23 protein-coding genes and 1 pseudogene are annotated in these 26744 nt (G+C 55.6%); 20 read left to right on the top strand and 4 right to left on the bottom strand.

Going from position 1 to position 26744, the window contains the following annotated elements; translation table 11 throughout:
* The first annotated feature begins 177 nt into the window (after positions 1 to 177).
* The 15 genes and pseudogenes from NH344_RS14920 to NH344_RS14850 all read left to right on the top strand — a co-directional run bounded on the left by NH344_RS14920 (position 178) and on the right by NH344_RS14850 (position 15424).
* The gene (locus tag NH344_RS14920; RefSeq protein WP_366073141.1) at positions 178 to 714 is read left to right on the top strand and encodes a PIN domain-containing protein; all 537 of its coding nucleotides are present in this window, start codon (positions 178 to 180) and stop codon (positions 712 to 714) included.
* A 12-nt stretch (positions 715 to 726) separates the two neighbouring features.
* A pseudogene (locus tag NH344_RS14915) lies at positions 727 to 831 on the top strand (IS630 family transposase); the annotation flags it as partial.
* A 394-nt stretch (positions 832 to 1225) separates the two neighbouring features.
* The gene (rpsT, locus tag NH344_RS14910) at positions 1226 to 1492 is read left to right on the top strand and encodes a 30S ribosomal protein S20 (protein ID WP_016916025.1); all 267 of its coding nucleotides are present in this window, start codon (positions 1226 to 1228) and stop codon (positions 1490 to 1492) included.
* 106 nt (positions 1493 to 1598) lie between these two features.
* The gene (murJ, locus tag NH344_RS14905) at positions 1599 to 3176 is read left to right on the top strand and encodes a murein biosynthesis integral membrane protein MurJ (RefSeq protein ID WP_253028077.1); all 1578 of its coding nucleotides are present in this window, start codon (positions 1599 to 1601) and stop codon (positions 3174 to 3176) included.
* 138 nt (positions 3177 to 3314) lie between these two features.
* On the top strand, positions 3315 to 4352 hold the full coding sequence (gene ribF, locus NH344_RS14900; protein ID WP_253028076.1) for a bifunctional riboflavin kinase/FAD synthetase: 1038 nt from the start codon (positions 3315 to 3317) through the stop codon (positions 4350 to 4352).
* 7 nt (positions 4353 to 4359) lie between these two features.
* A complete protein-coding gene (ileS, locus tag NH344_RS14895) occupies positions 4360 to 7191 on the top strand; it encodes an isoleucine--tRNA ligase (protein WP_253028075.1) in 2832 nt (943 codons plus the stop codon).
* A complete protein-coding gene (gene lspA, locus NH344_RS14890; protein ID WP_253028074.1) occupies positions 7184 to 7732 on the top strand; it encodes a signal peptidase II in 549 nt (182 codons plus the stop codon). Before ileS ends, lspA begins: the two co-directional genes overlap by 8 nt.
* Before the next feature lie 21 nt (positions 7733 to 7753).
* Positions 7754 to 8197, top strand: a complete 444-nt coding sequence (gene fkpB / locus NH344_RS14885) for an FKBP-type peptidyl-prolyl cis-trans isomerase (protein WP_044630334.1) — start codon at positions 7754 to 7756, stop codon at positions 8195 to 8197.
* A gap of 36 nt (positions 8198 to 8233) precedes the next feature.
* Complete coding sequence (ispH, locus tag NH344_RS14880) at positions 8234 to 9214, top strand: 4-hydroxy-3-methylbut-2-enyl diphosphate reductase (RefSeq protein WP_058576367.1); 981 nt, start codon at positions 8234 to 8236, stop codon at positions 9212 to 9214.
* A 34-nt stretch (positions 9215 to 9248) separates the two neighbouring features.
* Entirely contained in the window at positions 9249 to 9683 is a 435-nt protein-coding gene (locus NH344_RS14875) for a type IV pilin protein (protein ID WP_082051478.1), read from the top strand.
* Positions 9683 to 10093 carry a type IV pilus modification protein PilV gene (gene pilV, locus NH344_RS14870; protein WP_044630337.1) on the top strand — a complete coding sequence of 137 codons (411 nt, stop codon included), beginning with the start codon at positions 9683 to 9685 and terminating at the stop codon, positions 10091 to 10093. Before NH344_RS14875 ends, pilV begins: the two co-directional genes overlap by 1 nt.
* Complete coding sequence (locus NH344_RS14865) at positions 10093 to 10584, top strand: prepilin-type N-terminal cleavage/methylation domain-containing protein (RefSeq protein WP_082051479.1); 492 nt, start codon at positions 10093 to 10095, stop codon at positions 10582 to 10584. The genes pilV and NH344_RS14865 overlap by 1 nt, the downstream gene beginning before the upstream one ends.
* A 7-nt stretch (positions 10585 to 10591) precedes the next feature.
* Entirely contained in the window at positions 10592 to 13048 is a 2457-nt protein-coding gene (locus NH344_RS14860) for a pilus assembly PilX N-terminal domain-containing protein (RefSeq protein ID WP_044630339.1), read from the top strand.
* 64 nt (positions 13049 to 13112) lie between these two features.
* Complete coding sequence (locus tag NH344_RS14855; protein WP_044630340.1) at positions 13113 to 14135, top strand: tryptophan--tRNA ligase; 1023 nt, start codon at positions 13113 to 13115, stop codon at positions 14133 to 14135.
* Positions 14136 to 14212: 77 nt separating this feature from the next.
* A complete protein-coding gene (locus NH344_RS14850; protein WP_044630341.1) occupies positions 14213 to 15424 on the top strand; it encodes a YeeE/YedE family protein in 1212 nt (403 codons plus the stop codon).
* Between the two features lie 127 nt (positions 15425 to 15551).
* On the opposite strand, the gene tnpA is transcribed toward NH344_RS14850, so the two are convergent.
* Positions 15552 to 15968, bottom strand: a complete 417-nt coding sequence (tnpA, locus tag NH344_RS14845) for an IS200/IS605 family transposase (RefSeq protein ID WP_044630342.1) — start codon at positions 15966 to 15968, stop codon at positions 15552 to 15554.
* On the opposite strand from tnpA, the gene NH344_RS14840 reads away from it, so the two are divergent.
* Together NH344_RS14840 and NH344_RS14835 are read left to right on the top strand one after the other, a co-directional pair.
* Positions 15861 to 17051 (top strand): transposase, encoded by a 1191-nt coding sequence (locus tag NH344_RS14840; RefSeq protein ID WP_253028073.1) that lies wholly within the window; start codon positions 15861 to 15863, stop codon positions 17049 to 17051. The genes tnpA and NH344_RS14840 overlap by 108 nt on opposite strands.
* 121 nt (positions 17052 to 17172) lie before the next feature.
* Positions 17173 to 18852, top strand: coding sequence for an NAD-dependent malic enzyme (locus NH344_RS14835; protein ID WP_044630344.1), 1680 nt, complete (start codon positions 17173 to 17175; stop codon positions 18850 to 18852).
* Between the two features lie 67 nt (positions 18853 to 18919).
* Here the strand turns inward: NH344_RS14835 and acnA are convergent, their stop codons facing one another.
* A complete protein-coding gene (gene acnA / locus NH344_RS14830; RefSeq protein WP_044630345.1) occupies positions 18920 to 21667 on the bottom strand; it encodes an aconitate hydratase AcnA in 2748 nt (915 codons plus the stop codon).
* A 225-nt stretch (positions 21668 to 21892) separates the two neighbouring features.
* Here acnA and trxB point away from each other — a divergent pair, with 225 nt between their 5' ends.
* Positions 21893 to 22843: a thioredoxin-disulfide reductase gene (gene trxB / locus NH344_RS14825; protein ID WP_044630346.1), complete on the top strand. Its 951-nt coding sequence runs from the start codon at positions 21893 to 21895 to the stop codon at positions 22841 to 22843.
* A 29-nt stretch (positions 22844 to 22872) separates the two neighbouring features.
* Here the strand turns inward: trxB and NH344_RS14820 are convergent, their stop codons facing one another.
* Positions 22873 to 23415 (bottom strand): GspH/FimT family pseudopilin, encoded by a 543-nt coding sequence (locus NH344_RS14820; protein WP_044630347.1) that lies wholly within the window; start codon positions 23413 to 23415, stop codon positions 22873 to 22875.
* 125 nt (positions 23416 to 23540) lie between these two features.
* On the opposite strand from NH344_RS14820, the gene thiO reads away from it, so the two are divergent.
* Positions 23541 to 24638 carry a glycine oxidase ThiO gene (thiO, locus tag NH344_RS14815; RefSeq protein ID WP_044630348.1) on the top strand — a complete coding sequence of 366 codons (1098 nt, stop codon included), beginning with the start codon at positions 23541 to 23543 and terminating at the stop codon, positions 24636 to 24638.
* Positions 24639 to 24651: 13 nt separating this feature from the next.
* Here thiO and NH344_RS14810 read toward each other — a convergent pair whose 3' ends face one another.
* Positions 24652 to 24915, bottom strand: a complete 264-nt coding sequence (locus tag NH344_RS14810) for a PP0621 family protein (RefSeq protein WP_044630349.1) — start codon at positions 24913 to 24915, stop codon at positions 24652 to 24654.
* 179 nt (positions 24916 to 25094) lie between these two features.
* Between NH344_RS14810 and NH344_RS14805 the strand changes: the two genes are divergently transcribed.
* A complete protein-coding gene (locus tag NH344_RS14805) occupies positions 25095 to 26729 on the top strand; it encodes an NAD+ synthase (RefSeq protein WP_044630350.1) in 1635 nt (544 codons plus the stop codon).
* Positions 26730 to 26744 lie beyond the last annotated feature (15 nt).

Here is a 26744-nt window from a genome sequence, read left to right as displayed (position 1 = left end):
CGAGGGGCACTCGGGAATGTACGCCTGTGGAGTTTGTGTAAGACCAGCAGTGCCAAGGCATTGAAGGCAACGAACATCGAAGCAGGAACCAGGAAGGTAACGACCTGGGAATCCCCTTCCTTTCCGCCGCAAGGCGGCAGCGCAAGCTGAGGGAGGGGAGGATGTCAAGATGCTTGTGTGCTTTACCCAGCGCCATTAAGAAGCCTGCTGATACACATGGCAATAACGGATCTTTTTCGGGCACGATGGTCAGATTTAATTCATGAAGAGTGGATACGCAACCTCTTGGCTCAGCGTAGTGATCTGACAAGAGAGCAACTGAATCGGGTTCGTGAATTAATGGATTTACATACCCGAGATGCCGTTGTCTCAGGGTTTGAGCCATTGATTGATGGATTAGTGCTGCCTGATCCCGATGACCGCCATGTGCTGGCGTGTGCTATTCACAGTGGGGCAGAGGCGATTATTACGTTTAACCTTAAGGATTTTCCTGATGAACAGCTAAGCAAATATGATATCAGGGCTATTCATCCCGATGAATTTATTGCCGATATGCTGTCGTTGAGTCCAGGGCATATCATTCAAGCCGTTCAGAATCACCGTAAAAGCCTTAAAAACCCACCATTCAATGCCAATGATTACCTTGGTTTACTGCTAAACCAGAAGCTGCCTGAAACAGTTAATGCTTTGAAGACGTTTGAGATTTTGCTTTAAGAGTCGAGTCCTGCATGGTTGCCGCTGAGTGCGTATCTTTCGTTTGATAACCTCTGTGATGAGGTACACCGGCTACTCGATGGCTATGGCACTGAGTGCGCGATTAATTTTGAATAGGCACTTAGTCGCTGAAATAGATTGCGCCTGTATCTTTGGCGCTTCTTTCAATATCATCAGGGTTTATGTATACCCCTTTGAGATGCGCTGGGATTATAGTACAGCTACCGAATAGTACAACCACTGGTAGGTAAGCGCTAGCGGTCCCCGCCTGAAAAGCATTGACAACGGCTAGCAAGCCCGCTTAACGCGTGATAGACTACGCCATCCTCTCAGACAAGACCCGTGAGCGGGCAGCTATAAGACTGCTCGTTACACTATTTGGCAGAGTTAGAAACGCTGCTAAATCAATTGGTTGTTAAGGAAATGTCGTGATTTGGCAACTGCCAGCCGACAAACACATAGTAAATTCGTTGCCGTTTTTAGGCAGCCCTTATTCTCCAAGGAGATACCTGTGGCGAACAGCAAGCAAGCACGCAAGCGCGCCCGCCAGGCCGAGACTCGTCGCGTCCTGAAATCCAGCCAGCGCAGCATGGTCCGCACCTACATCAAGCGTGTGATCAAAGCGATTAACACCGGCGACCATGGCAAAGCGATGGAAGAGTTCAAGGTAATGCAGCCGGTCGTTGACCGTATTGCTGATAAAGACGTTCTTTCTAAGAAGAAAGCTGCACGTCTGAAAAGCCGCTTGAACAAGCGCATTAAGGCTCTGGCGGCGTAAGCCGGCAGGCGCCATAAAAAAACCGGCTGCGGCCGGTTTTTTTGTGCCTGAACGTCGCCTACCGGGCGATATGTGCATCTCTATTTAGCCTGTAGGGAATAACCTGATGAGCGCCGATACACCACAGCATGCCAATATGCCGCCACCACGCCGAGGACTGATGCGTTCGGGGTTAGTGGTCAGCGCGATGACCATGCTCTCCCGGGTGATGGGGTTGGTGCGCGATGTGGTCGTGGCAACGTTTTTGGGCGCAGGCAACGGCTCGGATGCCTTTTTTGTGGCGTTTAAAATCCCCAATTTTCTGCGCCGCTTATTTGCAGAAGGGGCGTTTAACCAAGCATTTGTGCCGGTGCTCTCGGAGTACTCCACCCAGCGCACCAAGCAGGAGATCCGTGAACTGCTGAATGCGGTGGCGGGGAGCCTAACCGCGCTGCTGGCGTTAATCACCGCGTTGGCGATGCTGGGCGCACCCTGGCTGGTATGGCTGTTTGCCCCTGGCTTTGGTCGCGAGCCTGACAAACTAGCGATGACCGCCGATATGCTGCGGCTCACCTTTCCCTACCTGCTGCTGATTTCGTTAACCGCCTTCTCCGGCAGCGTGCTAAACACTTGGAACCGCTTTGCAGTGCCCGCATTTACACCGGTGCTGCTGAATATTTCGCTGATCGGCGCGGCGCTGTTTTTGATGCCCCTGATGGAAGAGCCCGCCATGGCGCTGGCGTGGGGCGTATTGATTGCCGGGGCGGCTCAGCTTGCGTTTCAGGTGCCGTTTTTGCTGCGCTTGGGGCTGCTGCCGACGCCGTGGCCTAACTTCGCCCACGATGGCGTCAAGCGTATTTTAAAACTGATGGCCCCGGCGCTGTTTGGCGTATCGGTATCGCAGATCAACCTGCTGCTGGATACGGTGCTGGCATCGCTGTTGGCCGCGGGCAGCGTTTCGTGGCTCTACTACTCGGATCGGTTGGTAGAGCTGCCGCTTGGCGTGTTTGGTGTGGCGATTGGCACCATTATTTTGCCTGCGCTCTCCAAACGTCATACGGAGCAGTCCACCGAGCACTTCTCCGCTATGTTGGATTGGGCGATTCGTGTGGTGCTGCTGTTGGGCGTGCCTGCAGCCCTAGCGCTGGCGGTACTGGCGGAGCCGTTTTTGATTACCCTGTTCCACTACGGGGCGATGACCGATAACGATATTCAGATGGCGGCCATGAGCCTGCGTGCCTATGCCTTTGGGCTGGTGGCCTTTATGCTGATTAAGGTGCTCGCGCCTGGTTTCTTCGCCCGTCAGGACACCAAAACACCGGTGAAGGTAGGCATTATCGCCATGGTCGCGAATATGGTATTCAACCTACTGCTGATTTGGCCGCTGGCCCACGCGGGCTTGGCGTTGGCCACTGCGCTCTCTGCATTTTTAAACGCGGGGCTGCTGGGGTATCTGCTTTATCGACAGCAGGTGCTGGTGTTTCAGCCGGGTTGGAGGCGTTACGCGGTGCAGTTAGTCGGCGGCTGCGTGCTGATGAGCGTGGCGCTTATGTTAGTCTCACCTGATTGGCAGGTGTGGTTAGAGTTTGGGTTATGGCAGCGCGTCAGCTGGGTGGCCGGGCTAGTAGTGCTCGGAGGCGGGCTTTACTTTATCTGGTTAACGGCGCTTGGCCTGCGGCTTCGCCACTTTAAAATGAACGGCTAGGGAAGGGGCAGGCGCGTGAGCGCTATTATCTTCTTCTGCACCAGAGCAGCGCGTTCGTTATAATCAAACGCTTTGAAAACGGCCAACGGCCTTAAAACGGAAAACGCTTTTAAAACAAGCTTTTAAAAAAGAGGTGCCATGCACGTCATTCGAGGTCTGCACAATCTGACAGCGTCCCATCGTGGCTGTGTGGCGACCATTGGTAATTTCGATGGCGTGCATCGCGGCCATCAGGCGATTCTACAGCAGTGCCGCGAGCACGCTGCGCGCCTGAACGTACCGCTGACCGTGGTGGTGTTTGAGCCTCAGCCCCGCGAGTTTTTTGCCGGAGACCAAGCGCCGCCGCGCTTAACGCGCCTGCGGGAAAAAGTGCGCCTACTGCGCGACCACGGTGCCGAGCAGGTGCTGTGCCTGCCGTTCAACGATGCCTTGCGCAGCCTGACCGGGCGCGAGTTTATCGATCAGGTGCTGATTGATGGGTTGGGCGTTAAGCATCTAGTGGTGGGCGACGACTTCCGCTTTGGCTGTGATCGTCGTGGCGACTTCAGTTTGTTAGAAGCCGTGGGGCGCACTCACGGCTTTGGCGTAGAGCATACTCGCACCTTCAAGGTCGATGACGAGCGGGTATCAAGCACCCGAGTGCGTACGCTGCTGGCCAGCGGTAACTTTGAAGTGGCCGCCCGCCTGTTGGGCAGGCCTTATTCGCTGCATGGCCGCGTGGTGCGCGACCAGCAGTTGGGGCGCACCATCGGTGTGCCCACGGCCAATTTGCCGCTGCTGCCCCAGCCGCTGACGCTGCGTGGCGTGTTTGCGGTCGTGGCCGAGCTTGCCAGCGGTGAGCGCTATCCCGCCGTGGCGAACGTCGGCTTTCGGCCCACGGTAGGTGCCAAACGCCCGACGCTGGAAGTGCACCTGCTGGATTTTTCCGGCGATCTGTATGGCCAGCGGCTGACGGTTTACCCCTGCGCTCGGCTGCGCGGGGAAGTGAAGTTTGACGATTTTGACGCGCTAAAAGCACAGATTCACCAGGACCAAGCCAAGGCGCGCCGCTACTTTGCGACCGCCGACGCTGATCTAACGACCTCTCTTCCGCTGGCCTCGGCCCCGCTTGGGCGTGAGACCGCTTCTTCTGATTTCACTTCGGCGGATGACGCCGCCGATACTAACGACGGCTGACCGGACTATGGACTATAAGCACACGCTAAACCTGCCAGAAACCGACTTTCCTATGCGCGGCATGCTGCCGAAGCAGGAGCCAGGGCGTGTTTCCCAGTGGCAGGATATGAACCTATACCAGCGCCTGCGCGAAGCCCGTGCGGGTGCGCCGCTGTTTGTACTGCACGATGGCCCTCCCTATGCCAACGGCAGTATCCATATCGGTCACGCCGTTAATAAAATTCTTAAAGATATTATCGTTAAGTCCAAAAACCTGGCGGGTTTTGATGCGCCCTACGTGCCGGGTTGGGACTGCCACGGCCTGCCCATTGAGCACAAGGTCGAGACCACCCACGGCAAGCACCTTCCGGCGGATAAAGCCCGTGAGCTTTGCCGTGAGTACGCCGGTGCCCAAATCGAAACCCAACTGGTGGACTTTGTGCGCCTGGGTGTCATCGGTGACTGGGATCATCCGTATCGCTCCATGGATTACGCCAACGAAGCGGGCGAGATCCGCGCGCTGGCGGATATGGTCGAGGCGGGCTACGTCTTCAAGGGTCTGAAGCCGGTGAACTGGTGCTTTGACTGTGGCTCGGCCTTGGCCGAGGCGGAAGTCGAGTACGCTGATAAAAAATCCGATGCCATCGACGTTGCCTTCCCCGTGGAAGACGCCGACAAGCTGGCGGCTGCGTTTGGTTTAAGCGAGCTGTCAAAGCCCGCCGCCGTGGTGATTTGGACCACCACGCCGTGGACCATTCCCGCCAACCAGGCGCTGAACGTTCACCCCGATTTCACCTACGCGCTGGTAGACACCGGCGAGCGCCTGCTGCTGTTAGCCGAAGAGCTGGTCGAGAGCTGCTTAGAGCGCTTTGGTCTCCAGGGTGAAGTAGTGGCTACCACACAAGGTAAACAGCTTGATCTGATCAATTTCCGCCACCCGTTCTACGACCGCCTCTCGCCGGTCTATCTGGCGGATTACGTTGAGTCTGAGGTGGGCAGTACCGGTATCGTTCACTCGGCCCCTTCTTACGGTATGGATGACTTTGTCACCTGCCGCGAGCACGGCATGAGCTTTGACGACATGCTGAACCCGGTACAGGGCAACGGCGTTTACGCGGATGACCTGCTGTTCTTCGGCGGTCAGATGATCTGGAAAGCCAACCCGAACATCATCGAGAAGCTGCGTGACGTGAACGCGCTGATGGCCCACACGCCGATCACCCACAGCTACATGCACTGTTGGCGTCATAAAACGCCAGTGATCTACCGCGCCACGGCCCAGTGGTTCGTCGGTATGGATATTCAGGGTAAAGATGGCAAAACCCTGCGCGAGCGCGCGCTGGCCGGTATCGAGGCGACGGAATTCACCCCTGCTTGGGGGCAAGCGCGTCTGCACAGCATGATTGCCAACCGCCCGGATTGGTGTATCTCTCGCCAGCGTAACTGGGGCGTGCCGATTCCGTTCTTCCTGCATAAGCAAACCGGTGAGCTGCACCCCAACACCGTGTCGCTGATGGAAGAAGCTGCCAAGCGCGTGGAGCAAGAGGGCATTGAGGCATGGTTCAAACTGGAGCCTTCCGAGCTGCTGGGCGCGGAAGCCGCCGACTACGAGAAAGTCACCGATACGCTGGACGTGTGGTTCGACTCGGGCACTACCCACCGCCATGTGCTGCGCGGCTCGCACCCCCACGGCCATGAAAGCGGCCCGCGCGCTGACTTGTACCTGGAAGGCTCGGACCAGCACCGCGGTTGGTTCCACTCGTCGCTGCTCACCGGTGCGGCGATTGATGGCCATGCCCCGTATCGTCAGCTGCTGACCCACGGCTTCACGGTGGATGCCCAGGGCCGCAAGATGTCTAAGTCCATCGGTAATGTGGTCGCGCCGCAAAGCGTGATGGATAAGCTGGGCGCCGATATTCTACGCCTGTGGGTAGCGTCTACCGACTACTCCGGTGAAATGGCCGTCTCGGATGAAATCCTCAAGCGCACTGCCGATGTGTACCGTCGTATCCGCAACACCGCGCGCTTCCTGCTTTCCAACCTGAACGGCTTTGATCCCAAGCGAGACCAAGTGGCGTTTGGCGATATGCTGGCGCTGGACCAGTGGGTCGTGGATCGTGCCGCACAGCTTCAAGGCCGCATCGAAACCGCCTACGAGGAGTACCGCTTCCTGGATGTGTATCAGCAGGTACACGGCTTCTGCGCACGGGAGCTGGGCGGCTTCTACCTGGACGTGATCAAGGATCGCCAGTACACCACTCAAACCGACTCGCTGGCCCGCCGCAGCGCGCAAACCGCGCTTTATCACGTGGTGGAAGCGCTAAGCCGCTGGGTAGCGCCAATTCTGTCGTTCACCGCCGAGGAGATCTTTGAGCATATCCCAGGCGAGCGTGGCGATAGCGTGCTGCTGGAGACTTACTACACCGGGCTTTCCACGCTGGATGAGGGCGCCGAGATGGGCCGCGCTTTCTGGGAGCAGGTGCTGGAAGTGAAGCACTCAGTGAACAAATGCCTGGAAGACGCCCGTAACGCCAAAGTGATCAAGGGTAGCTTGGCGGCGGAAGTAACGCTGTTCGTCAATGACGAGCTGCACGCGACGCTAGCGAAGCTGGGCGACGAGCTGCGCTTTGTGATGCTCACCAGTGAAGTGCATTTGGCACCGCTGGCAGATGCCGCCAATGCCGAAAGCACTGAGCTTGAAGGCTTGAAGGTTGCGGTGAGCGCCAGTGGGCATGCCAAGTGCGAGCGCTGCTGGCACCACCGGGCAGACGTAGGCAGCGTTGCCGAGCACCCGGACCTGTGTGGCCGCTGTGTAAGTAACCTGCCCGAAGGCAGCGGTGAGATTCGTCACTATGCCTAACGCCTCTTCAGCGAACGATCTACACCCCCAGCGGCCGCCCATGCGGCGGCCGCTGCGCTGGCTATGGCTAGCCGTGGCGGTCATTGCGTTGGATCTTGCGACGAAGTATGCCGCTAGCCACTTTTTAAGCTATGCACAGCCGGTTGAAGTCTTGCCGTTTTTCAACCTCACGCTGCTGCACAACACCGGCGCGGCGTTTAGCTTTTTGGCCGAACACCCCGGCTGGCAGCGCTGGTTTTTTGCAGCCATTGCCATTGGTGCCAGCATTGGCCTCACCGTGTGGCTGTCGCGCATTCGTGCAGATGAGAAGCTGCTCGCTATCGCCTTGCCGCTCATTATCGGTGGGGCGCTGGGTAACCTATACGACCGCTTAATTCATGGCTATGTGGTGGATTTTCTCTCTTTCCATGCGGCAGGCTGGTACTACCCCGCCTTTAACGTGGCGGATATCGGCATTACCCTAGGGGCCATTGGCCTTATCTGGGAGTCGGTGATGGGCGAGCGTCGCCGCAAAAAAGCCGCGCACTCTTCATCTTCTTAACATGCCAATGAGTGAGGCATCATGGATTACCTAATTGACGACGGGATGGAAATTACCCTGCACTTCACGCTGAAGCTGGAAGATGGCACGGTGGTGGACTCCACCAAAGAGAAGGCCCCAGCCACGTTTCAGTATGGCGACGGCAATTTGCCGCCCGGCTTTGAGCATCCCATCAAAGGTATGGCAGCGGGCCAGAGCGGGACGTTTCACATTACCCCTGAACATGCGTTTGGCCAGCACAACCCGCAGAATATTCAAACCCTGAAGCGGGCCGACTTCGGTGATGAAGCGCCTGAAATCGGTATGGTGATGTCGTTTGCTGATAAAGCAGGAACGGAATTGCCTGGCGTGGTCAAAACCATTGACGGTGACCGCGTAGAAGTTGACTTCAACCATCCGCTGGCAGGGCGTACATTGACGTTTGAGGTTGAAGTGCTCAACGTCACGCCGATCACCACACACTAATTTCCTGAGCGATGCAGGTTGCATCAAGGCGCTTTTATGCAGTCATCAGAGTCATCTCAGCCCGTACAGATCAAGCTAGCCAACCCGCGCGGGTTTTGTGCGGGGGTCGACCGCGCAATTGATATCGTCAACCGCGCGCTGGATGTCTTCGGCCCGCCGATTTACGTTCGCCATGAAGTGGTGCACAACCGCTTTGTAGTAGAAACCCTGCGCGAACGCGGTGCGGTCTTCGTGGAAGAGCTCCATGAAGTGCCCGACGATGTGATTGTCATCTTCTCTGCCCACGGCGTTTCCCGCGCGGTGCAGCAGGATGCCGAGCAGCGTGGCCTGAAAGTGTTTGATGCCACCTGCCCGCTGGTCACCAAAGTGCATATGGAAGTGCTGCGCTACGCCAAGCGCGGCCAGGAGTGCATTCTGATTGGCCACGAAGGCCATCCGGAAGTAGAAGGCACCATGGGGCGCTATGACACCTCCCACGGTGGCAAGATCTATCTGGTGGAAGACGAACAGGACGTTGCCAATCTGGTCGTCAACGACCCCTCGGCACTGGCGTTCGTGACGCAAACCACACTCTCCATGGATGACACTGCCAAGGTGATCGACGCGCTACGGGAAAAGTTTCCGGAGATCCAGGGGCCACGTAAGGACGATATCTGCTACGCCACTCAAAACCGCCAGGACGCGGTGCGTGAGTTGGCGGCGGATAGCGACTTGGTGCTGGTGGTCGGTAGCCCCAACAGCTCGAACTCCAACCGGCTGCGTGAGCTTTCTGAGCGTATGGGCACCCCCGCGTACTTGATCGATAACGCCGAGCAAATCGATCCATCGTGGTTAGAAGGCATAAAACGTATTGGCGTCACCGCTGGCGCGAGCGCCCCTGAAGTGCTCGTCAAAGGCGTCATTGATAAGCTGCAGACACTGGGCGCGGAAGCCCCCGTCGAACTGCAGGGGCGTGAAGAGAACATTACATTCTCTATGCCCAAAGAGCTGCGTGAACAGGTGATCGTCAGCGGATAATGCAAACCGTATCGGTTTAAGACATACTCCAAGTATGAGTAAACCGATATGGGAGCATCGCTTAGTGACTTATGGTTTTAATCGCCGCGCAGGGGATTATGGTAAGCACCAGCGCGGCTTTACCCTCATCGAATTACTGATTGCGGTGGTCATTATTGGGATCATCGCCAGCATCGCCTACCCCAGTTACGCCCGCTACGTCGAACGCTCCGTTCGCTCTGATGGCCAGACGGCACTCTTGCAAGCGGCTTCAGAAATGGAGCGCTGCTACTCCCGTGACTACACCTATGCAGAGTGTGATTTGGAGATGACACTTTCTCCGAGCGGCCATTACGCCATTTCAGTCGCTAGTGGTAGCCAAAGCGACGGCGGCTATATATTAACCGCGACGACCCAACGCTCAGACGGCTGTGATGAAGATCTCACCTTAAATGCAAAAGGGGGGCGTGCCCCAGAGGCGTGCTGGTAATGAAGCATCAGCAAGGGTTCTCACTCATTGAGGTGCTGATCGCGCTGGTAGTGCTTGCCTTTGGCCTGATGGGGGTGGCCGCGATGCAGATAAAAGCCCTGCAAAGCGCGACCGAAGGGTACCAGCGCTCGGTGGTAACACTTGCCGCTGTGGATGCGCAGGAGAGGCTTTGGGCGCAGCTAGCCCAAGAAGCTAGCTGTGACGACATGGTTGACAATATATTAAGTGATTGGCAATCAAGCTGGTTTGCAGATAGCGACACACCAATACGCCACTTCTCAGGAGATATTGAGCTTGGTACGGCAGAGTGTGAATTCAATATTTTAATTACACTCAACGACAATGATTCAGCCAGTACTGATGAAACGTTTACTTACACCTTTCGTCTCCCTGATCTTCTAGGTAACTGATGATGCTCTACCAACGCCAATCAGGTTTTACCCTTGTTGAGCTAATGGTTGCTATGGCAATTGGCACCCTGATTATTCTAGGCGCCGGACAGCTTTTTTTGACCACATTTCAAACCTTTAAAAAAGTAGACGAGCTAAGCCGAAAACAGGAAACGGTGGTGTTTTTAACGCAGATTTTAGCGGAAGAGCTGCGCAAGGAAGACGATGTTGATCGCTATGCGCTTTCTTGCTCTATAGCGGATGCCCAGTGTCTTTGCACAATTAGAGATACCGACAAAGATAATCAACCGGTTATAAATTTTTATAAAGATTTTGAAGAAAGTCACGTTATTAGCGACGCGGAGTGTAGCGAAGACCAGGAGCCGTTGGCGATACCAGAAGAAGGCCAAGATCATCAATATAAAGTTAAAGTCCCGGTGATGCAGGGTGGTGAGTCGCTAATATTCCATGTCACCAAACGAGATATCGTAACAACCACCAATCCCGAGTGAGGTAACAATGAAAAAGCAGCAAAAAGGCGCGGCACTCTTTGTTGTCATGGCCTTGTTATCGGCCTCCATGGTGGTGGGTATGAGTGCTATGCAGTCCTCCCTTGTGGATGAGCGGCTGGCAGGCAACTTTCGCTCTTCGGTTCAAGCGCAAATGACCGCTGAAAATACCTTGGCGTCGTTAGTTAATCCTGTCAATACTGCAAGTCGCAACGAATATTTAGGACAGTTAGTGGCAAATCCGCAACTGCTTGAAGAGACGGAAGGAAAGCTAACGGGTGATGAGATCGCTCAGCTACTTCAAGCAGGTACCTTGGATCAATTTATTGAAGATCTGCTTCCTGCCAATTTTGATGAACGAGATGAGGATGAACAGCGCCAAATAAAAGAAGAGCTGCTAGCAAATCTGGAACTTCAGTTTGAGATAGATGCAGAAGCGCAAACAGTCACGATAACCTCCTGGGATCGTGGGCTACGTAATAGTGCAGCGCGCGATTCGGCGCTGGTTTATCGTTACGAATTTAAAGGTGCCGACCTTAGTGGCATTTTAAGCAATGGTATTATCACTTGTTACGGTGCGTCTTTTGAAGGGGGAGGGGGCGTTGCTGTTGATAGCTTTGATTCACAGTTAGGTGCTTATGACCTCATGGGAAACAGTGGTGGGAAAGCCTCACTAGTATCTCTTCACGAAAATAGCCTGCTGAATTTTAATATGGGGTCTGCTCCAGGTGTTACGGGAGATATATTTACAGCCGGAAATATGGAAGTCACCAATACCATGCCTATAGATGGTGATGTACATAGCATGGGAGACGTTACTCTAAAAGGTAATGATGCGTTAATAACAGGAAATATATACTCTGAAAGTAGTGTGCTCTTTCAGGTTGGCACTAGAGTAGATGGAAATGTTCTTGCTAACGTTTCTGTAAAAGTATCAGGAAATTGGGGGAGTGTTAATCCCTTGCAACCAAATGGTAGTCGTAGAGGGGCTACTTCCTATGCCATTGGTGGTGATGTAATCTCACCAGATATCTATACACAAATAGGTAATAGAATTGAGGGGGAACAGAACCGCAGTTTTCCTGGAGTTGTATTTGAAGATTATTTAAGTGAAGGGTTAAAGGTCGTTCGGGAAGGGCAAGCCTGTCCTGATTATGGAGTGAGAGAAATTTACGATGAGTATAGCTTTAAAAGCAATCCTAGAAATGTAAGCGTTCAAAACTGGAATGGCCCGGAAGATTCAAGGGTGCTAGGAGAGTCCCAGTTTATAGGCGGATATGAAGTTTTTCATGTTAATAGTTTGACCATAGGCGGGGAGGGCTTGGTTATAGGAAAGCCCACGGTGATTGTTGTAGATTCCAATGTGTCACTAGTTCTATGGGGAGACTCTGCTATTACCCTGCGTGAAGGTGCTTCGCTACGTATTATTTCCAAGGGTAAGTTTGATTTCAACGGGTCAAATGTTTTTGAGATGAGTGGTTTTAATCCTGTTGTTGAAGTTGGAGGGGAATTGGTGCCTGCATTTTCTTTTATCTCGTTATATGAGGGAGAAGGTAGCGCAGTTGCAATGAATTCTGATGGTGATATGTATGGTGAAGTACTTGCCCCGTTTGGTAATGTTTCAATCAGCGGCTCAGCTAGTTTGATGGGGCGCGTTTTCTCGGAAAGCTTGAGCGTAAGTGGTGCCGGTTCAATACACTATGATCATGCTTATGAAGATATTGCCATTACATCTTCGGCTGCTAGCCCCGAGTGGTGCAGCTTTGATGACTTATCCCCTTTAACCGTCGTAAGCCCTGTTGGTAGCTTATCTCTTCCAAACTCTAAAGCAGAGTTTAATGGTAAAGACAGTGTTCCTGATATTACGGTAACCCAAGGCGACCTTGAAAGGTTCTCCGGCGCTAACGCCGCCAACGATAATATCCAGGGAGGCATTCCTAATGGGGTATTTAGTCGTGGTGAAAGTGCTGAAAAATTACATGCTTTTATCGAGATGCTGCGTACCCGAAGTGATACTGTTCAAGTGCAGGGAGGAAGTATTGAAAATAATGCTGCTTTTGGAAGTAAAGGCAACGAGCAGATCACTTTTGTAAATGGTGCCATCGATGCAAATAATATATCCGGTGCGGGTGTGTTAGTGGTTAAAGGTAATTATAATGCTGGAGGGAATTCCAGTTTTGATGGGTTGATTATTGTGTTGGGTAACTATTCACAAAAGGGCGGCGGAGGAAGAGACTTAAACGGCGCTTTGCTAGTCGCGCCTTATAATGTCAATGGCCTAAAATTCACTGAGGCGAATATTGAGTTTAGCGGCGGCGGAAGCAATGATTTTAATTATGATGAAGCGGCGCTGCGTACTGCCTTTAATTTACTGGATGACGAAGAGCAGGCCAGTTGGGGGAGTTGTAATGTTCCACCGTCGTCTGGTGATGGTGAGCTGATTTGGTCGTTAATAGACTGGCGTTGAAGCTGTTCGCCACCCGTCTGGCGAAACGTTATGATAGGCGTATTTACCTAAGAGCTAGAACATCATGAGTCAGACAGCCAAAACCCGCGTTCTCACCGGCATCACCACTACTGGAACGCCGCACCTGGGTAACTATGTCGGTGCCATTAAGCCTGCCATTGAGGCAAGCCAGGATCCGAACGTGCAGTCGTTCTACTTTCTTGCCGACTACCACGCGCTGATCAAGTGCCAAGACCCGAAGCGCGTGCAGGAGTCTCGCCTGGAGATCGCCGCGACGTGGCTGGCGCTTGGCCTGGATACCGACAACGCGATCTTTTACCGCCAGTCGGATATCCCGGAAATTCCAGAGCTGATGTGGATGCTCTCCTGCGTGTGTGCCAAGGGGCTAATGAACCGCGCCCACGCTTATAAAGCCGCCGTGGCAGAGAATGAAGAGGCCGGTAATCAAGACCCGGATAAAGGCGTCACCATGGGGCTGTTCGGCTATCCGGTACTGATGGCCGCCGATATTTTGATGTTCAATGCGAATAAAGTGCCGGTTGGCCGCGACCAGATTCAGCATATCGAAATGGCGCGAGATATGGCTGGCCGCTTTAACCACCTGTTTAAAGGCCAGTACTTTGTACAGCCTGAAGCCGTCGTGGATGAGAAGGTGGAAGTGTTGAAAGGGCTGGATGGACGCAAGATGTCCAAAAGCTACAACAATACGATTCCGCTGTTTGTGAGCGAGAAAAAGCTGCAGAAGCTGGTGCGTAAAATCAAAACCAACTCGCTGGAACCCGGCGAGCCGAAAGACCCGGATACCTGCACCCTGTTCCAGATTTTCTCAGCCTTCGCGAGTGAATCCGAAGCGTTGGCTATGCGCCAGCAGTACGCAGAGGGCATTGGCTGGGGCGAAGCGAAAGACCGCGTATTTGAGTATGTCAACGCCCACCTAAGCGCCCCTCGTGAGCGTTATAATGCGCTGATGGAAGACCCGGCGCATATTGAAGCAGTTCTGCAAAAAGGCGCTGAGCGTGCCCGTGAGGAAGCCGCCGTGACCATGGATCGGCTGCGTGCTGCGGTAGGGCTTGGACGGTTTGTTTGATCACTTGATAACCCTTATCTAAATTAGCTAAGCGCTTGATTTCTGTCGGCGCTTTTAGCATTACTTAAAGGTGAGCTATGGCGACGACCTCTACGGTGGCACCGGTTAACTATCGAGTGCCTCTATTGGCAACTGCGGCCATTGTGCTGGGTGCCTTGGTGATTGGTGTGCTGTTTAGCGCCAATATCGGCTTACTTATGATCGTAGGTGGCCTGCTGGGTATGGTGCTGTACCACGCGGCGTTTGGCTTTACAGCGGCGTGGCGGGTGTTTATTACCGAGCGCCGTGGGCGTGGGCTGCGGGCGCAAATGGTCATGCTGGCGATTGCCGTGGTGCTGTTCTTCCCGGCGCTGGGCGCGGGCAGCCTGTTTGGTACGGAAGTGCGCGGCTTCGTTTCTCCCATCGGTATTTCTGTATTAGTGGGCGCGTTTATCTTCGGAGTAGGTATGCAGCTAGGCGGCGGCTGTGCGTCGGGCACGCTGTTTACCGCAGGCGGCGGTAATGCACGCATGCTGATTACACTGGTATTTTTTATCGTGGGGTCGGTGATTGGTACCGCGCATTTTGCTTGGTGGCAAAGCTTGCCCGCTTTCCAGCCGGTATCGCTGGTCAATGTAGCCGGTGTGGGTGGAGGCATCGGCATTAGCTTGGTGCTGTTTGCTGCGATTGCGGTGTTGACCGTGATTATGGAGAAGCGCCGCCACGGTCATCTAGAGCAAGCCCCGATGGTGGATAAGCCTGGAGCCGAGCGTTGGTTATCCGGCCCGTGGCCATTAGTCGCCGGAGCGGTCGCCCTGGCACTGCTAAACTTTGCCACGCTGGCACTGGCTGGCCGCCCCTGGGGGATCACCTCTGCATTTGCACTGTGGGGAGCCAAAAGCTTTGAGCTGGTGGGTGGCGATGTGAGCCAGTGGGGCTACTGGCAGGCACCCGGCAATGCCGCCGCGCTGGAAGCCAGCGTATGGGGAGACATCACCACGGTGATGAACGTTGGCATTATGTTGGGCGCGCTGGCAGCGGCCAACCTGGCCGGGCGCTTTGCCCCTAACTTCCGTATTCCACTTAAATCTGTGCTGGCGGCGGTGATTGGCGGCATTATGCTGGGCTACGGGGCTCGCTTGGCCTTTGGCTGCAACATTGGCGCTTACTTTAGCGGCATTGCTTCCGGCAGCCTGCATGGCTGGGTGTGGATGGCAGCGGCCTTCGCTGGCAACATGGCAGGCGTTAAGCTGCGCCCGCTATTTTTTGATGGCGAAGCAGGGCGCAAGCCGGTAGCGAAAAGCTGCTAAACGTTCCGCCGTTCAAACTGCGTCATAGCGCCTTGGTTAACGCCAAGGCGTTTTTTTATCGAACATCGCGAAAAACCCCGTACTTCTTCTAGTGCGAGGATGGATAGCGAGGGGCGCGAGAGCGCCCCTAGTCCGGCCTCGATTGTTGCTCAATATACTGTTTGACCATGCTCAGGGGGGCGCCTCCGACACTTCCCGCAAAGTAGCTTGGACTCCACAGCGAGTTCTTCCGGTAGGCGGGCTGCACCAGTTCAGGGTGTAGTAACTTCATCCGCCGGCTGGATACCCCCTTCAAACTATTCACCAGCCTGGATACCGCCACTTTGGGTGGAAAGTTGACAAGCAAATGGACGTGATCGGTTTCACCGTTGAACTCCTGTAGCTCCGCCTCGAAGTCCCGACACACTCGGTCGAAAAGTAATTCGAGGGAGTTGAGATGCGCGCCGGTAAACACCTTGCCCCGATACTTGGTGACGAAGACCAAATGGACGTGGAGTTCAAAAACGCAGTGCCTTCCTGTTCTGATAGCTTGTTTGGTTTCCATAGACCAAGTATATTCGAAGCCATGAAGCAGACCAAGACCCTCAAGGTTCGAGTGAAGGACAAACACGCCGCCGAGCTTAACCGCATGGCCCGCAGCGTGAATTTTGTTTGGAACTACCTCAACGAACTGTCTTCCCGAGCCATTCGGGAGAAAGGTCTGTTTCTGTCTGCCTACGACATGCACCCCTATACCAAGGGGGCTGGCAAGGACCTCGGCCTGCACAGCCAAACGCTGCAATGCATTGCTGCTGAATACGTTGCCCGCCGCAAGCAGTTCAAAAAGCCCCGCCTGAATTGGCGCAAGTCCGGCGGTGTGCGCCGCTCACTTGGCTGGATTCCGGTCAATACCGGCGCGGCCAAGTGGAAGAACGGGCAGGTATTTCACAACGGCACCTACTTCAAGGTGTGGGATAGCTACGGCCTGTCGACATACAAGTTCCGTGCCGGCAGTTTCAACGAAGATAGCCGGGGCCGGTGGTATTTCAATGTTGCGGTCGAGGTGGACGTTCAACCGACGCTTGGGCAGGGTGCCGTTGGCATCGACCTTGGGCTCAAGGATGTGGCCACCTGTAGCGATGGAGGAAGGCTGGAAAACAGCCGCTTCTACCGCCGTATGGAAGACCAGTTGGCGACAGCCCAACGTGCCCGCAACAAGCGGCGGGTAAAAGCTATTCACGCCAAGATCAAGAACCGTCGCCAGGACGCGCAGCACAAGTTTTCCCGGAAACTCGTCAACCAGTACGGCGAAATCGTCGTGGGCGATGTTTCCTCAACCAGGCTCGCGAAGACCAGGATGGCCAAAAGCGTCTACGACGCTGGCTGGTCACAACTGAAAACGACGCTGGAATATAAATGCGCTCACGCAGGCATCGTCTTCAAGGTCGTTCGCGAAACCAACACCACCCGCGCCTGTTCGTCGTGCGGCTCGCTTAGCGGGCCGCAGGGCGTCAACGGGTTGCGAGTAAGGGGCTGGGAGTGCGTGGAGTGTGGTGTACTCCACGACCGGGACGTGAATGCGGCCCGGAATATCCTCAGTCTCGGGGCAGGACGTTGCCCTCAAGAAGTTGGAATCCCCGTCCTTTAGGCGGGGAGGACGTCAAGTCTCTGCCACCTTTGTCGTACTAGCATGTTACATTACGCTCAAACGCCGACAACGCCCAGCGTTGCTGCATTGCAACAGCAATTGACATAAAAAGAGAGTGCCTATGTCTACGACGAGTAAACGCCCCCTGTACATTCCTTACGCCGGTCCTTCGCTGCTTGAAATGCCGCTATTGAACAAAGGCAGCGCGTTTACTCAGGAGGAGCGGCTAGCGTTTAACCTGATAGGTTTGTTGCCACAAAAAGTCGAAACCATTGATGATCAGCTTGAGCGTGTTTACCGCCAGTACCAGCAGTGCCATAGCGATTTAGAGCGCCATATTCACCTTCGTGCCATTCAGGATGACAACGAAACGCTCTATTTCCGTCTTGTCTCTGAGCATCTGGAAGAGATGCTGCCAATTATCTACACGCCAACGGTTGGCCAGGCGTGCCAGGAGTTCTCCAATATCTACCGCAACCACCGGGGGCTGTTTATCAGTTACCCGGATCGCGAGCATATGGACGACATCCTGCGTAGTGCCACCAAAGATAACGTCAAAGTGATCGTGGTGACCGATGGCGAGCGCATTCTTGGCCTTGGCGACCAGGGCATTGGTGGCATGGGGATTCCTATCGGTAAGCTGGCGCTCTATACCGCCTGCGGCGGGATTAGCCCAGCCTATACGCTGCCGATCATGATCGACGTAGGCACCAATAACCAAGCGCTGCTGGATGACCCGATGTACATGGGCTGGCGCCATGAACGGGTAGGCCAGGAAGAGTACGATGCTTTTATGGCGGAGTTTATTGCTGCCGTGAAGCGCCGCTGGCCGAATGTGCTGCTGCAGTTTGAAGATTTTGCCCAGGCTAACGCCGTGCCGCTGTTGGAGCGCTACCGTAACGAACTGTGCTGCTTCAACGATGACGTGCAGGGCACGGCCTCTGTGGTGGTAGGTACACTGATGGCGGCCTGCCAAGCCCGCGAAGAGACGATTGCCCAGCAGCGTGTGGTGTTTGTTGGCGGTGGCTCTGCCGGTTGTGGTATCGCCGAGCAGGTCGTGGTCGCCATGGAGGCGGAAGGCCTGACCGAAGCGGAAGCGCGGGCGCGCATCTTTATCGTCGACCGTGAAGGGCTCATGACCACGGATCAAACGTGGCAGCGGGATTTCCAGCGCCGTTTGGCCCATGACTCTTCGCTAGTGGCGGAGTGGAACGGCCAGGGCTTGGAAGAGACCATTGCCCAAATCAAACCGACGATCTTGATTGGCGTATGTGGCCAGCGGGGTATCTTCACCGAGCAGGTGGTACGTACCATGCACGCAGGCTGCGAACATCCGGTGATTATGCCGCTCTCGAACCCAACCTCCCAGGCGGAAGCGGTGCCAGAGGATGTGATTCGTTGGACCGATGGTCAAGCGCTGGTAGCCACCGGTAGCCCGTTCGCACCGGTGGTCTATAACGGGCGTACCTATCCGATTGCCCAGTGCAACAACGCTTATATCTTCCCAGGCATCGGTTTAGGTGTGATTGCGGCCAACGCCAACCGCGTGACCGATGAGATGCTGATGAGCGCCTCGCGGGCGCTGGCCCGCGAAGCGCCGCTAGTGAAAGAGGGCAAAGGTGCGCTGCTGCCACCTCTATCGCGTATTCGCGATATCAGCAAGTCGATTGCTTTTGAGGTGGCCGCACAAGCCCAGCAGAACGGCGTTGCGTTGAAGACCAGCGGTACAGCGCTGCGCGAGCGTATCGAAAAAGCTTGCTGGTCGCCGGAGTACCGCTTCTATCGTCGTCGCGCCTTCTAAACAGGCGCGCTGGCAAAAAAAGCCCCCACCGAGGTGGGGGCTATGCAAGCATTGGAAGGTCGTACCTCTAGGCTGCGCCGATCATCTTGCGCAGCACGTAGTGAAGGATACCACCGTGGCGGTAGTACGCCAGCTCATTGGCGGTATCAATTCGGCACTTGGCATCAACGGTACGTTCCCCGTCGCTATTTTTAATCACGACTTGAACGGTGCCGCCGGGGCTTAAGTCGTTCAAACCAGCAATCGAGATCTCCTCATCCCCTGTTAATCCCAGGCTTTCACGGCTTTCGCCTTCCGGGAACTGTAGCGGTACCACGCCCATACCGATCAGGTTAGAGCGGTGGATACGCTCGAAGGATTCGGCAATGACTGCGCGCACGCCTAGCAAACGGGTGCCTTTGGCAGCCCAATCCCGCGAGGAGCCGGTGCCGTACTCCTTACCAGCAATCACCACCAGCGGCGTGCCTTCCTCTTTATATTTCATTGCGGCATCGTAAATCGCCATCTGCTCGCCGCTCGGCACGTGGCGGGTTTCGCCACCTACCACGCCGTCGAGCATCTCGTTTTTGATGCGCACGTTGGCGAAGGTGCCGCGCATCATCACTTCATGGTTACCCCGGCGTGAGCCGTAGGAGTTGAAGTCGATCGGCTTCACGCCGTGCTCTTGCAGGTAGCGCCCGGCGGGGCTATCCGGCTTGATAGAGCCAGCAGGCGAGATATGGTCGGTGGTGACGGAGTCACCCAGTATCGCCAGTATGCGGGCGTTCTTCACGTCCTCGATGGCGTCTGGCTCCCGCTGCATGCCTTCAAAGAAGGGCGGGTGCTGAATATAGGTCGATTCCGGCCACTCGTAGACCTTACCCTCCGGCACTTTGATGGCTTTCCACGTCTCATCGCCTTCGAAGACGGCACCGTACTCCTTTCGGAACATCTCGGTGTTCACCTTCTCGACGGCACTGGCGATATCGGCCTGCGAAGGCCAGATGTCTTTCAGATACACCGGGTTGCCGTCGCTGTCCTGGCCGAGCGGGTCGGTGGTTAGGTTGCACTGCACGTTGCCCGCCAGTGCATAGGCAACGACCAGGGGTGGCGAGGCCAGCCAGTTGGTTTTGACCAGTGGGTGAACGCGGCCTTCGAAGTTGCGGTTGCCCGACAGCACCGAGGCCACGGTGAGGTCGCCGTTGTTGATGGCTTTTTCAATCTCCTCCGGCAGTGGCCCAGAGTTACCGATACAGGTAGTGCAGCCGTAGCCCACTAGGTTGAAGCCTAGGGCGTCTAGGTCATCGTTAAGATTGGCGGCGGCGAGATAGTCGGTGACGACTTTAGAGCCGGGGGCCAACGATGTTTTTACCCAAGGCTTGGTGGTCAAGCCTTTTTCGCGGGCGTTGCGGGCCAGCAGGCCTGCCGCCATCATTACGCTGGGGTTGGAGGTGTTGGTGCAGGAAGTAATGGCGGCGATGACTACCGCGCCGGGGTCAAGGCTGAAGTCCTGCTCGCCCATGGTGACGGACTGGCTGTCACTGTGTTTAAAGTCGTGCTCGTAGCTACGGTCGATACCTACGGCGGTTTGGCCACCCTCGGAGGATAGCTTGCCTTTCTCGGTGGTGGGGCGTGCTTTGCCGTCCTCTTCCATGACTTTGTTAAAGGCGCTGGCCATATCTTTCAGGGCAACGCGGTCCTGCGGGCGTTTGGGGCCTGCAAGGCTTGCTTCTACCTCGTTCATATCCAAGCTGAGTGTGTCAGTGAACACCGGCTCGTCACCCGGCTCACGCCACAGGCCTTGGGCTTTGCTGTAAGCCTCAACCAACGCGATCTGGCTATCTTCACGACCGGTTAAGCGTAGGTAGTTGAGCGTTTCGTCATCCACCGGGAAGAAGCCGCAGGTGGCGCCGTATTCCGGGGCCATGTTGGCAATGGTGGCGCGGTCCGCCAGCGGCAGGTCTTTCAGGCCATCGCCGTAAAACTCGACGAACTTACCTACCACGCCTTTTTTGCGCAGCATTTCGGTGACGGTCAGCACGAGGTCGGTGGCGGTAATGCCTTCCTGCAGCTTGCCAGTCAGCTTGAAGCCAATCACCTCGGGAATCAGCATGGAAACCGGCTGACCCAGCATGGCGGCCTCGGCTTCGATACCGCCCACGCCCCAGCCCAGTACGCCGAGGCCGTTAATCATGGTGGTGTGGGAGTCGGTGCCTACCAGCGTGTCGGGATAGGCAAAGGTTTTGCCATCTTCCTCTTTGGTCCATACCGTGCGGCCCAGGTACTCTAGGTTCACCTGGTGGCAAATACCGGTTCCGGGCGGTACAACGCTGAAGTTATCAAAGGCTTTCTGGCCCCAGCGCAGGAATTCGTAGCGTTCGCCGTTGCGCTGCATTTCGATATCGACGTTTTCTTGGAACGCCGTCGGATGACCGAACTTATCGACCATCACCGAGTGGTCGATCACCAAGTCCACTGGAGAGAGCGGGTTGATACGGGCGGGATCCTCGCCCAGTTTTTCCACCGCCGCGCGCATGGAGGCGAGGTCGACCACGCCAGGCACACCGGTAAAGTCTTGCATCAATACCCGCGCTGGCCGGTAGCCTATTTCACGGCTGGATTTACCCTCTTTCTGCCAATCTACCAGGGCCTGCATGTCTTCCTGGTCGACGCTTTCATCGTCAGCGAAGCGTAGCTGGTTTTCGAGCAGGATTTTGAGCGTCTTGGGTAGCCGGTCGATATTGCCAAGGGCTTCAGCGGCTTTGGGCAGGCTGTAATAGTGGTACGTCTGGTTGCCTACCTCTAACGTATGCTGCGTATCGGGTATTTTGCTCATGGCTTTCTCCTCTGATTGCTTGGCGTTACGCGACGGTCACTCTTTTCTTGGTATGGCGAATCAATAGTATGGCTTATTAATAGCACATGGGTGTTTCACCATAGAGTTTCAAGGCATCTTTGCCTAATAGCGTAGACTAACCCTTGTAATAGCTTGTACTTGGCGCCATTTCAGGCAGACTCTCTTGCAACGTTATTTGCTCAATATTGTGACAAAGGTGGTGTCATGGAAACGCGTCATGAACGTTTGATTATTCTTGGTTCCGGCCCTGCAGGGTATACCGCAGCGGTGTATGCAGCACGGGCTAACTTAAAGCCGCTGCTGATTACCGGTATGCAGGCAGGTGGCCAATTAACCACTACAACCGATGTGGATAACTGGCCCGGCGATGCCGAGGGCGTCCAGGGGCCTGAGTTGATGGAGCGCATGAAGCAGCACGCCGAGCGTTTCAATACCGAGGTGCTGTTTGACCATATCAATGAGGTCAGTCTAAGCGAAAAACCGTACACCCTGAAAGGTGACAGCGGCACCTACACCTGCGATGCGCTGATTATTGCGACCGGTGCCAGCGCCCGTTACTTGGGGCTGCCCACTGAGCAGCAGTTTATGGGTCAGGGTGTTTCTGCCTGCGCCACTTGCGATGGCTTTTTCTATCGCAACCAGGAAGTGATTGTTGTAGGCGGGGGCAACACCGCCGTGGAAGAAGCGCTGTACCTTTCCAATATCGCCTCTAAGGTGACGCTGGTACACCGCCGCGATACCCTACGCGCCGAAAAAATTCTGCAAGACAAACTCTTCGAGAAAGCCGAGGCGGGCAAGATTGCTTTGGAATGGTTCTACGAAGTAGAGGAAGTGCTGGGCGACAACACCGGCGTGACCGGCGTGCGGGTGAAATCTACCAAAGATGGCTCCACCAAAGAGATCCATGCGCCGGGGCTGTTTATTGCCATCGGCCATAGCCCCAACACCGGCATCTTTGAAGGCCAGCTGGAAATGAACGGCGGCTATATCAAAGTGAAATCGGGCAGTGAAGGCAACGCAACGGCGACCAGCGTGCCGGGTGTATTTGCCTGTGGCGACGTGATGGATCATATCTATCGCCAGGCGATTACCTCAGCGGGCAGCGGCTGCATGGCCGCGCTGGATGCCGAGCGCTATCTGGATGGCATTGCTTAATTATATATGTCTGTTGCTAGAAGATCTCATTAGTCGCCACAGCTAATGGGGTCTTCATCCACTCTAGCTCTACCTAACTGGCTGACTCTTAAACGCTTACCTAATACGTTGGTTTGCTCATCCATGGGGCAGATGAAGTAGCTACTGTTAAAAAAGGGGCCGACATGGCCCATAGAATCGTACTTCATGTGACTACGACCATTTTTGTCAACCTTAACGCCAGAAGTGGGTGCAAATACTCTTACTACCTCACTGTCGCCAATTCCTGACGTTTTATCTCCCACCACGACCATGATGTGGCCATTCCAGTCACTGGTGCAGGCATCGCTTTTTGTACCGTTATAAGGGCAAACCGTCACGTCACTGCGCTGTGTAATCGCCGTATTGCGCGCCAGCGTTAGCGCTGTTTGTAAGCGATTTACTTCGCTGGCGACCGCCGAACGCTCTCCCAATGCCTGAAAGTTGGGCAAACCCCAGGCCGCCAGCATGCCCATTAAGGCGAGTGCCACCAGCAACTCAAGCAGTGTAAAGCCCGTGTTGTTTCGCCTAGCGATGTGGTGAGGCTGTGCCATAGTCTCTCTCAGTAGCTTGACCTGTTGAAACGCATCACTATGCTCATTCTCTTTATGCCGCCAATGCGCTGGTACTCTGTTAGCGGCTCTTTTAGCGACTCTATTAGCAATAGTGGGCAATATTTGTGAGCGATTTCTTAATTATAGGCGGTGGTGTTATTGGTATGATGACCGCGCTGCAACTGGCAGATGCAGGTCAGAATATCACGCTGGTGGAGCGTGGGGCATGTGGGAAAGAGGCTTCTTGGGCAGGCGGGGGTATTGTGTCGCCGCTCTACCCATGGCGGTACGGCGAGCCAGTATCGCAACTTTCCCGCTGGTCGGAGGGTGTCTATCCGACGCTGGCACTGCGCCTGCTGGAAGAGACCGGCATCGACCCGGAGTATCGCCAAAAGGGCTTGCTCTACTTAAACGTGGATGACGATGATGCGGCACTGCACTGGGCACGCCAGTTAGGCAAACCGTTGGAGCGGGTAGATGCCGCTTTTGTGCATCAAAAAGAGCCAGAGGCAGCCGCACCGGGAGGCAGTGCGCTCTGGATGCCCACTCTGGGCAGCGTGCGCAACCCGCGCTTGGGCCAAGCGCTACGGGCGCGCTTAGCCGCTATGCCCAACGTCACACTCATAGAGCAGTGCAGCGTGCAGGGGTTTATTCAGCGCCAAGGCCGCGTGGTGGGTGTTGATACCAACCAAGGCGAGCAGCTGGCCGAGCAGTTGGTGGTATGCGGCGGTGCTTGGGCGGCCCAGTTGCTAGAGGGTTTGAACGTGCGCCTGCCGGTGCGCCCCGTTAAAGGGCAGATGATTGCTTATCAAGCGCCCCCAGGGTTAGTGCAACGTGTCGTGCTAAAGGATGGTCGCTATGTGATTCCCCGTAGCGACGGGCTGCTGCTGGTAGGTTCGACCCTGGAAGAGGCGGGCTTCGATAAAGCCACTGATGAAGAGGCGTTGGTCTCGCTCAAGCGGAGCGCGGAGAATATTATCCCCGCGCTGGCAGATTGCCCCGTAGCTCACCATTGGGCGGGCCTGCGCCCCGGCTCGCCAGAAGGCATACCGTTTATTGGCGCACTGCCCGATTTTCCGAATGTGTTTATTAATGCCGGGCACTACCGTAACGGCTTAGTGCTGGCGCCTGCTTCGACCCACCTGCTGGTAGACCAGCTGCTGGGGCGTAAGCCGCTGATGGATCCTGCGCCTTATCAGCCAACGGCTGCGCGTTTGGCGTAAAGGCGGGGGAGGCTTAGCGATTGCTGCTGTCTTCCTGCTCCTGCAAAAAACGGTCACGATGCGCGCTACAGCAGAACCACTGTTCCGCATCGCGCAGCGCCTCGTTTTCCGGTACGTGAACATCACACCAGCGACAGCGCACCATATTGCCGCCCTCATGGCGGGGAGGCGTTTGCTGCTGGTGGCTCAGTTTATGTTGGCGGTAAATACCGTACAGCTTTAGGCCTGCATACAGCAGCACGGCAAAAATAATCAACCGAATGATCAATAGATTCATCCTCAATGGCTCCCCAAGTGGGAAAGGCGGTTACAAGGCGTGACTGGCGGCAAGACTTTCGTTGCTTTCAGCCCTCTTAGTGCTGTGTGGCCTTTGCCACTTGGCATGCCTTGCGGGACAATGCATCTACTATATAGATGCCACCGTATTCCGAAGATTCTCAAGAGATTTTAACGCCCATGCAAGACTTAACGCTGGTAATGGCCCAACTCGACCCTCTGGTGGGAGATATTCCCGGCAATGCCGCGCGTGCCATTGAGGCCGTGCGAGAAGCGAGGATTGAGCATGGGGCGGATATTGTTGTCTTCCCCGAGCTTTTTTTATCCGGCTACCCGCCGGAAGATTTGCTGCTGCGCCCCTCCATGGAAACCCGCCTGCGGGAAGCTCGTGCCAAAATGGCCGAAAAAATTGCCCGTGATGTGTTGGTGATTATTGGCTACCCCGGCGTGCGTGAAGGCAAGTGCTATAACCTGGCGGGTGTGCTGTACAACGGCCAGTGGGAAGCGGAGTACGCCAAGCAGGCGCTGCCCAACTACCAAGTGTTTGACGAGCAGCGCTACTTTACCCCCGGCACTGAGCCGCTGGTGTACGAACATAAAGGCGCCAAGCTTGGCCTGCTGATTTGTGAAGATTTATGGGAGGGCGCGCCGGTAAAAGCGGCCCATGAAGCGGGCGCCGAAGTGCTGATCAGCCTTAACGCCTCGCCCTACCACCAGGATAAGCCCGCCGAGCGGCTGCGCCTTTTAGAGCAGCGTGCCCAAGAAGTGCAGCGGCCGATTGTTTACGTCAACACCATCGGCGGCCAGGATGAGCTGGTGTTTGATGGTGGTTCTAGCTGTGTGGATGCCAGTGGGCAGTTAAAGGTGCTGGCACCCTATTGGCAGGCGGGCTTGATGCCCATCCAGTTGCTGCAAACCAGCGCGGATACCTGGGAGCCCCAAGCGGGAGAGATTGAACCCGACGTCGAGCCGGAAGAGAGCCTCTACTGCGCGTTGGTGACCGGCCTGCGCGACTACGTCAATAAAAGCGGGTTCAAGGGCGTCGTGTTGGGGCTTTCTGGTGGGATAGATTCTGCTCTCTCGCTGGCCATTGCGGTGGATGCGTTGGGGCCGCAGCGGGTGCAGGCGGTGATGATGCCTTACCACTACACGGCGGATATCTCCAAACAAGATGCCGCCGAGCAGGCGAACCTGCTGGGGGTGCACTATGACGTGATGCCCATCGAGCCGATGGTGGAAGCCTTTATGGGCACCTTGGCAGAAAGCTTTGCTGGCACCGAGCGAGATACTACCGAAGAGAACCTGCAGTCGCGCTGTCGTGGTGTGCTGTTAATGGCCATTTCCAATAAGAAAGGCCTGATGGTGCTGACCACTGGCAACAAGAGCGAAATGGCAGTGGGTTACGCTACCCTGTATGGCGATATGGTGGGTGGCTACAACGCGCTTAAAGATGTGTATAAAACCTGGGTCTACCGTTTGGCACGCTGGCGCAACACCCAGTCTCCGGCGATTCCCGAGCGGGTGATTGAGCGCCCGCCTAGCGCTGAGCTCGCCCCTGATCAGCAGGATAGCGACTCGCTACCCGACTACGATGTGCTGGACGCCATTTTGGTCCGCTACATCGAAGGGGATATGAGCGCCGAGTCGATTATTGCGGCAGGCTTTGAGGAAGAGGATGTCTATAAAGTCGTCAAGCTGGTGGATCGCTGCGAATACAAGCGTCGCCAGGCCCCTGTAGGAGTGCGGGTCACGCCGCGTGGTTTCGGGCGTGACCGTCGCTACCCCATTGTGAATGGCTGGCAGCCTGGGAATTAATGTAAGCGCTCACTG

It is taken from the genome of Halomonas sp. Ps84H-12 (genome assembly GCF_024124725.1).
Taxonomy (GTDB): domain Bacteria; phylum Pseudomonadota; class Gammaproteobacteria; order Pseudomonadales; family Halomonadaceae; genus Vreelandella; species Vreelandella aquamarina.
Note: the sequence above shows the minus strand (reverse complement) of the source record. Positions and strands in the feature narration are given on the sequence as shown.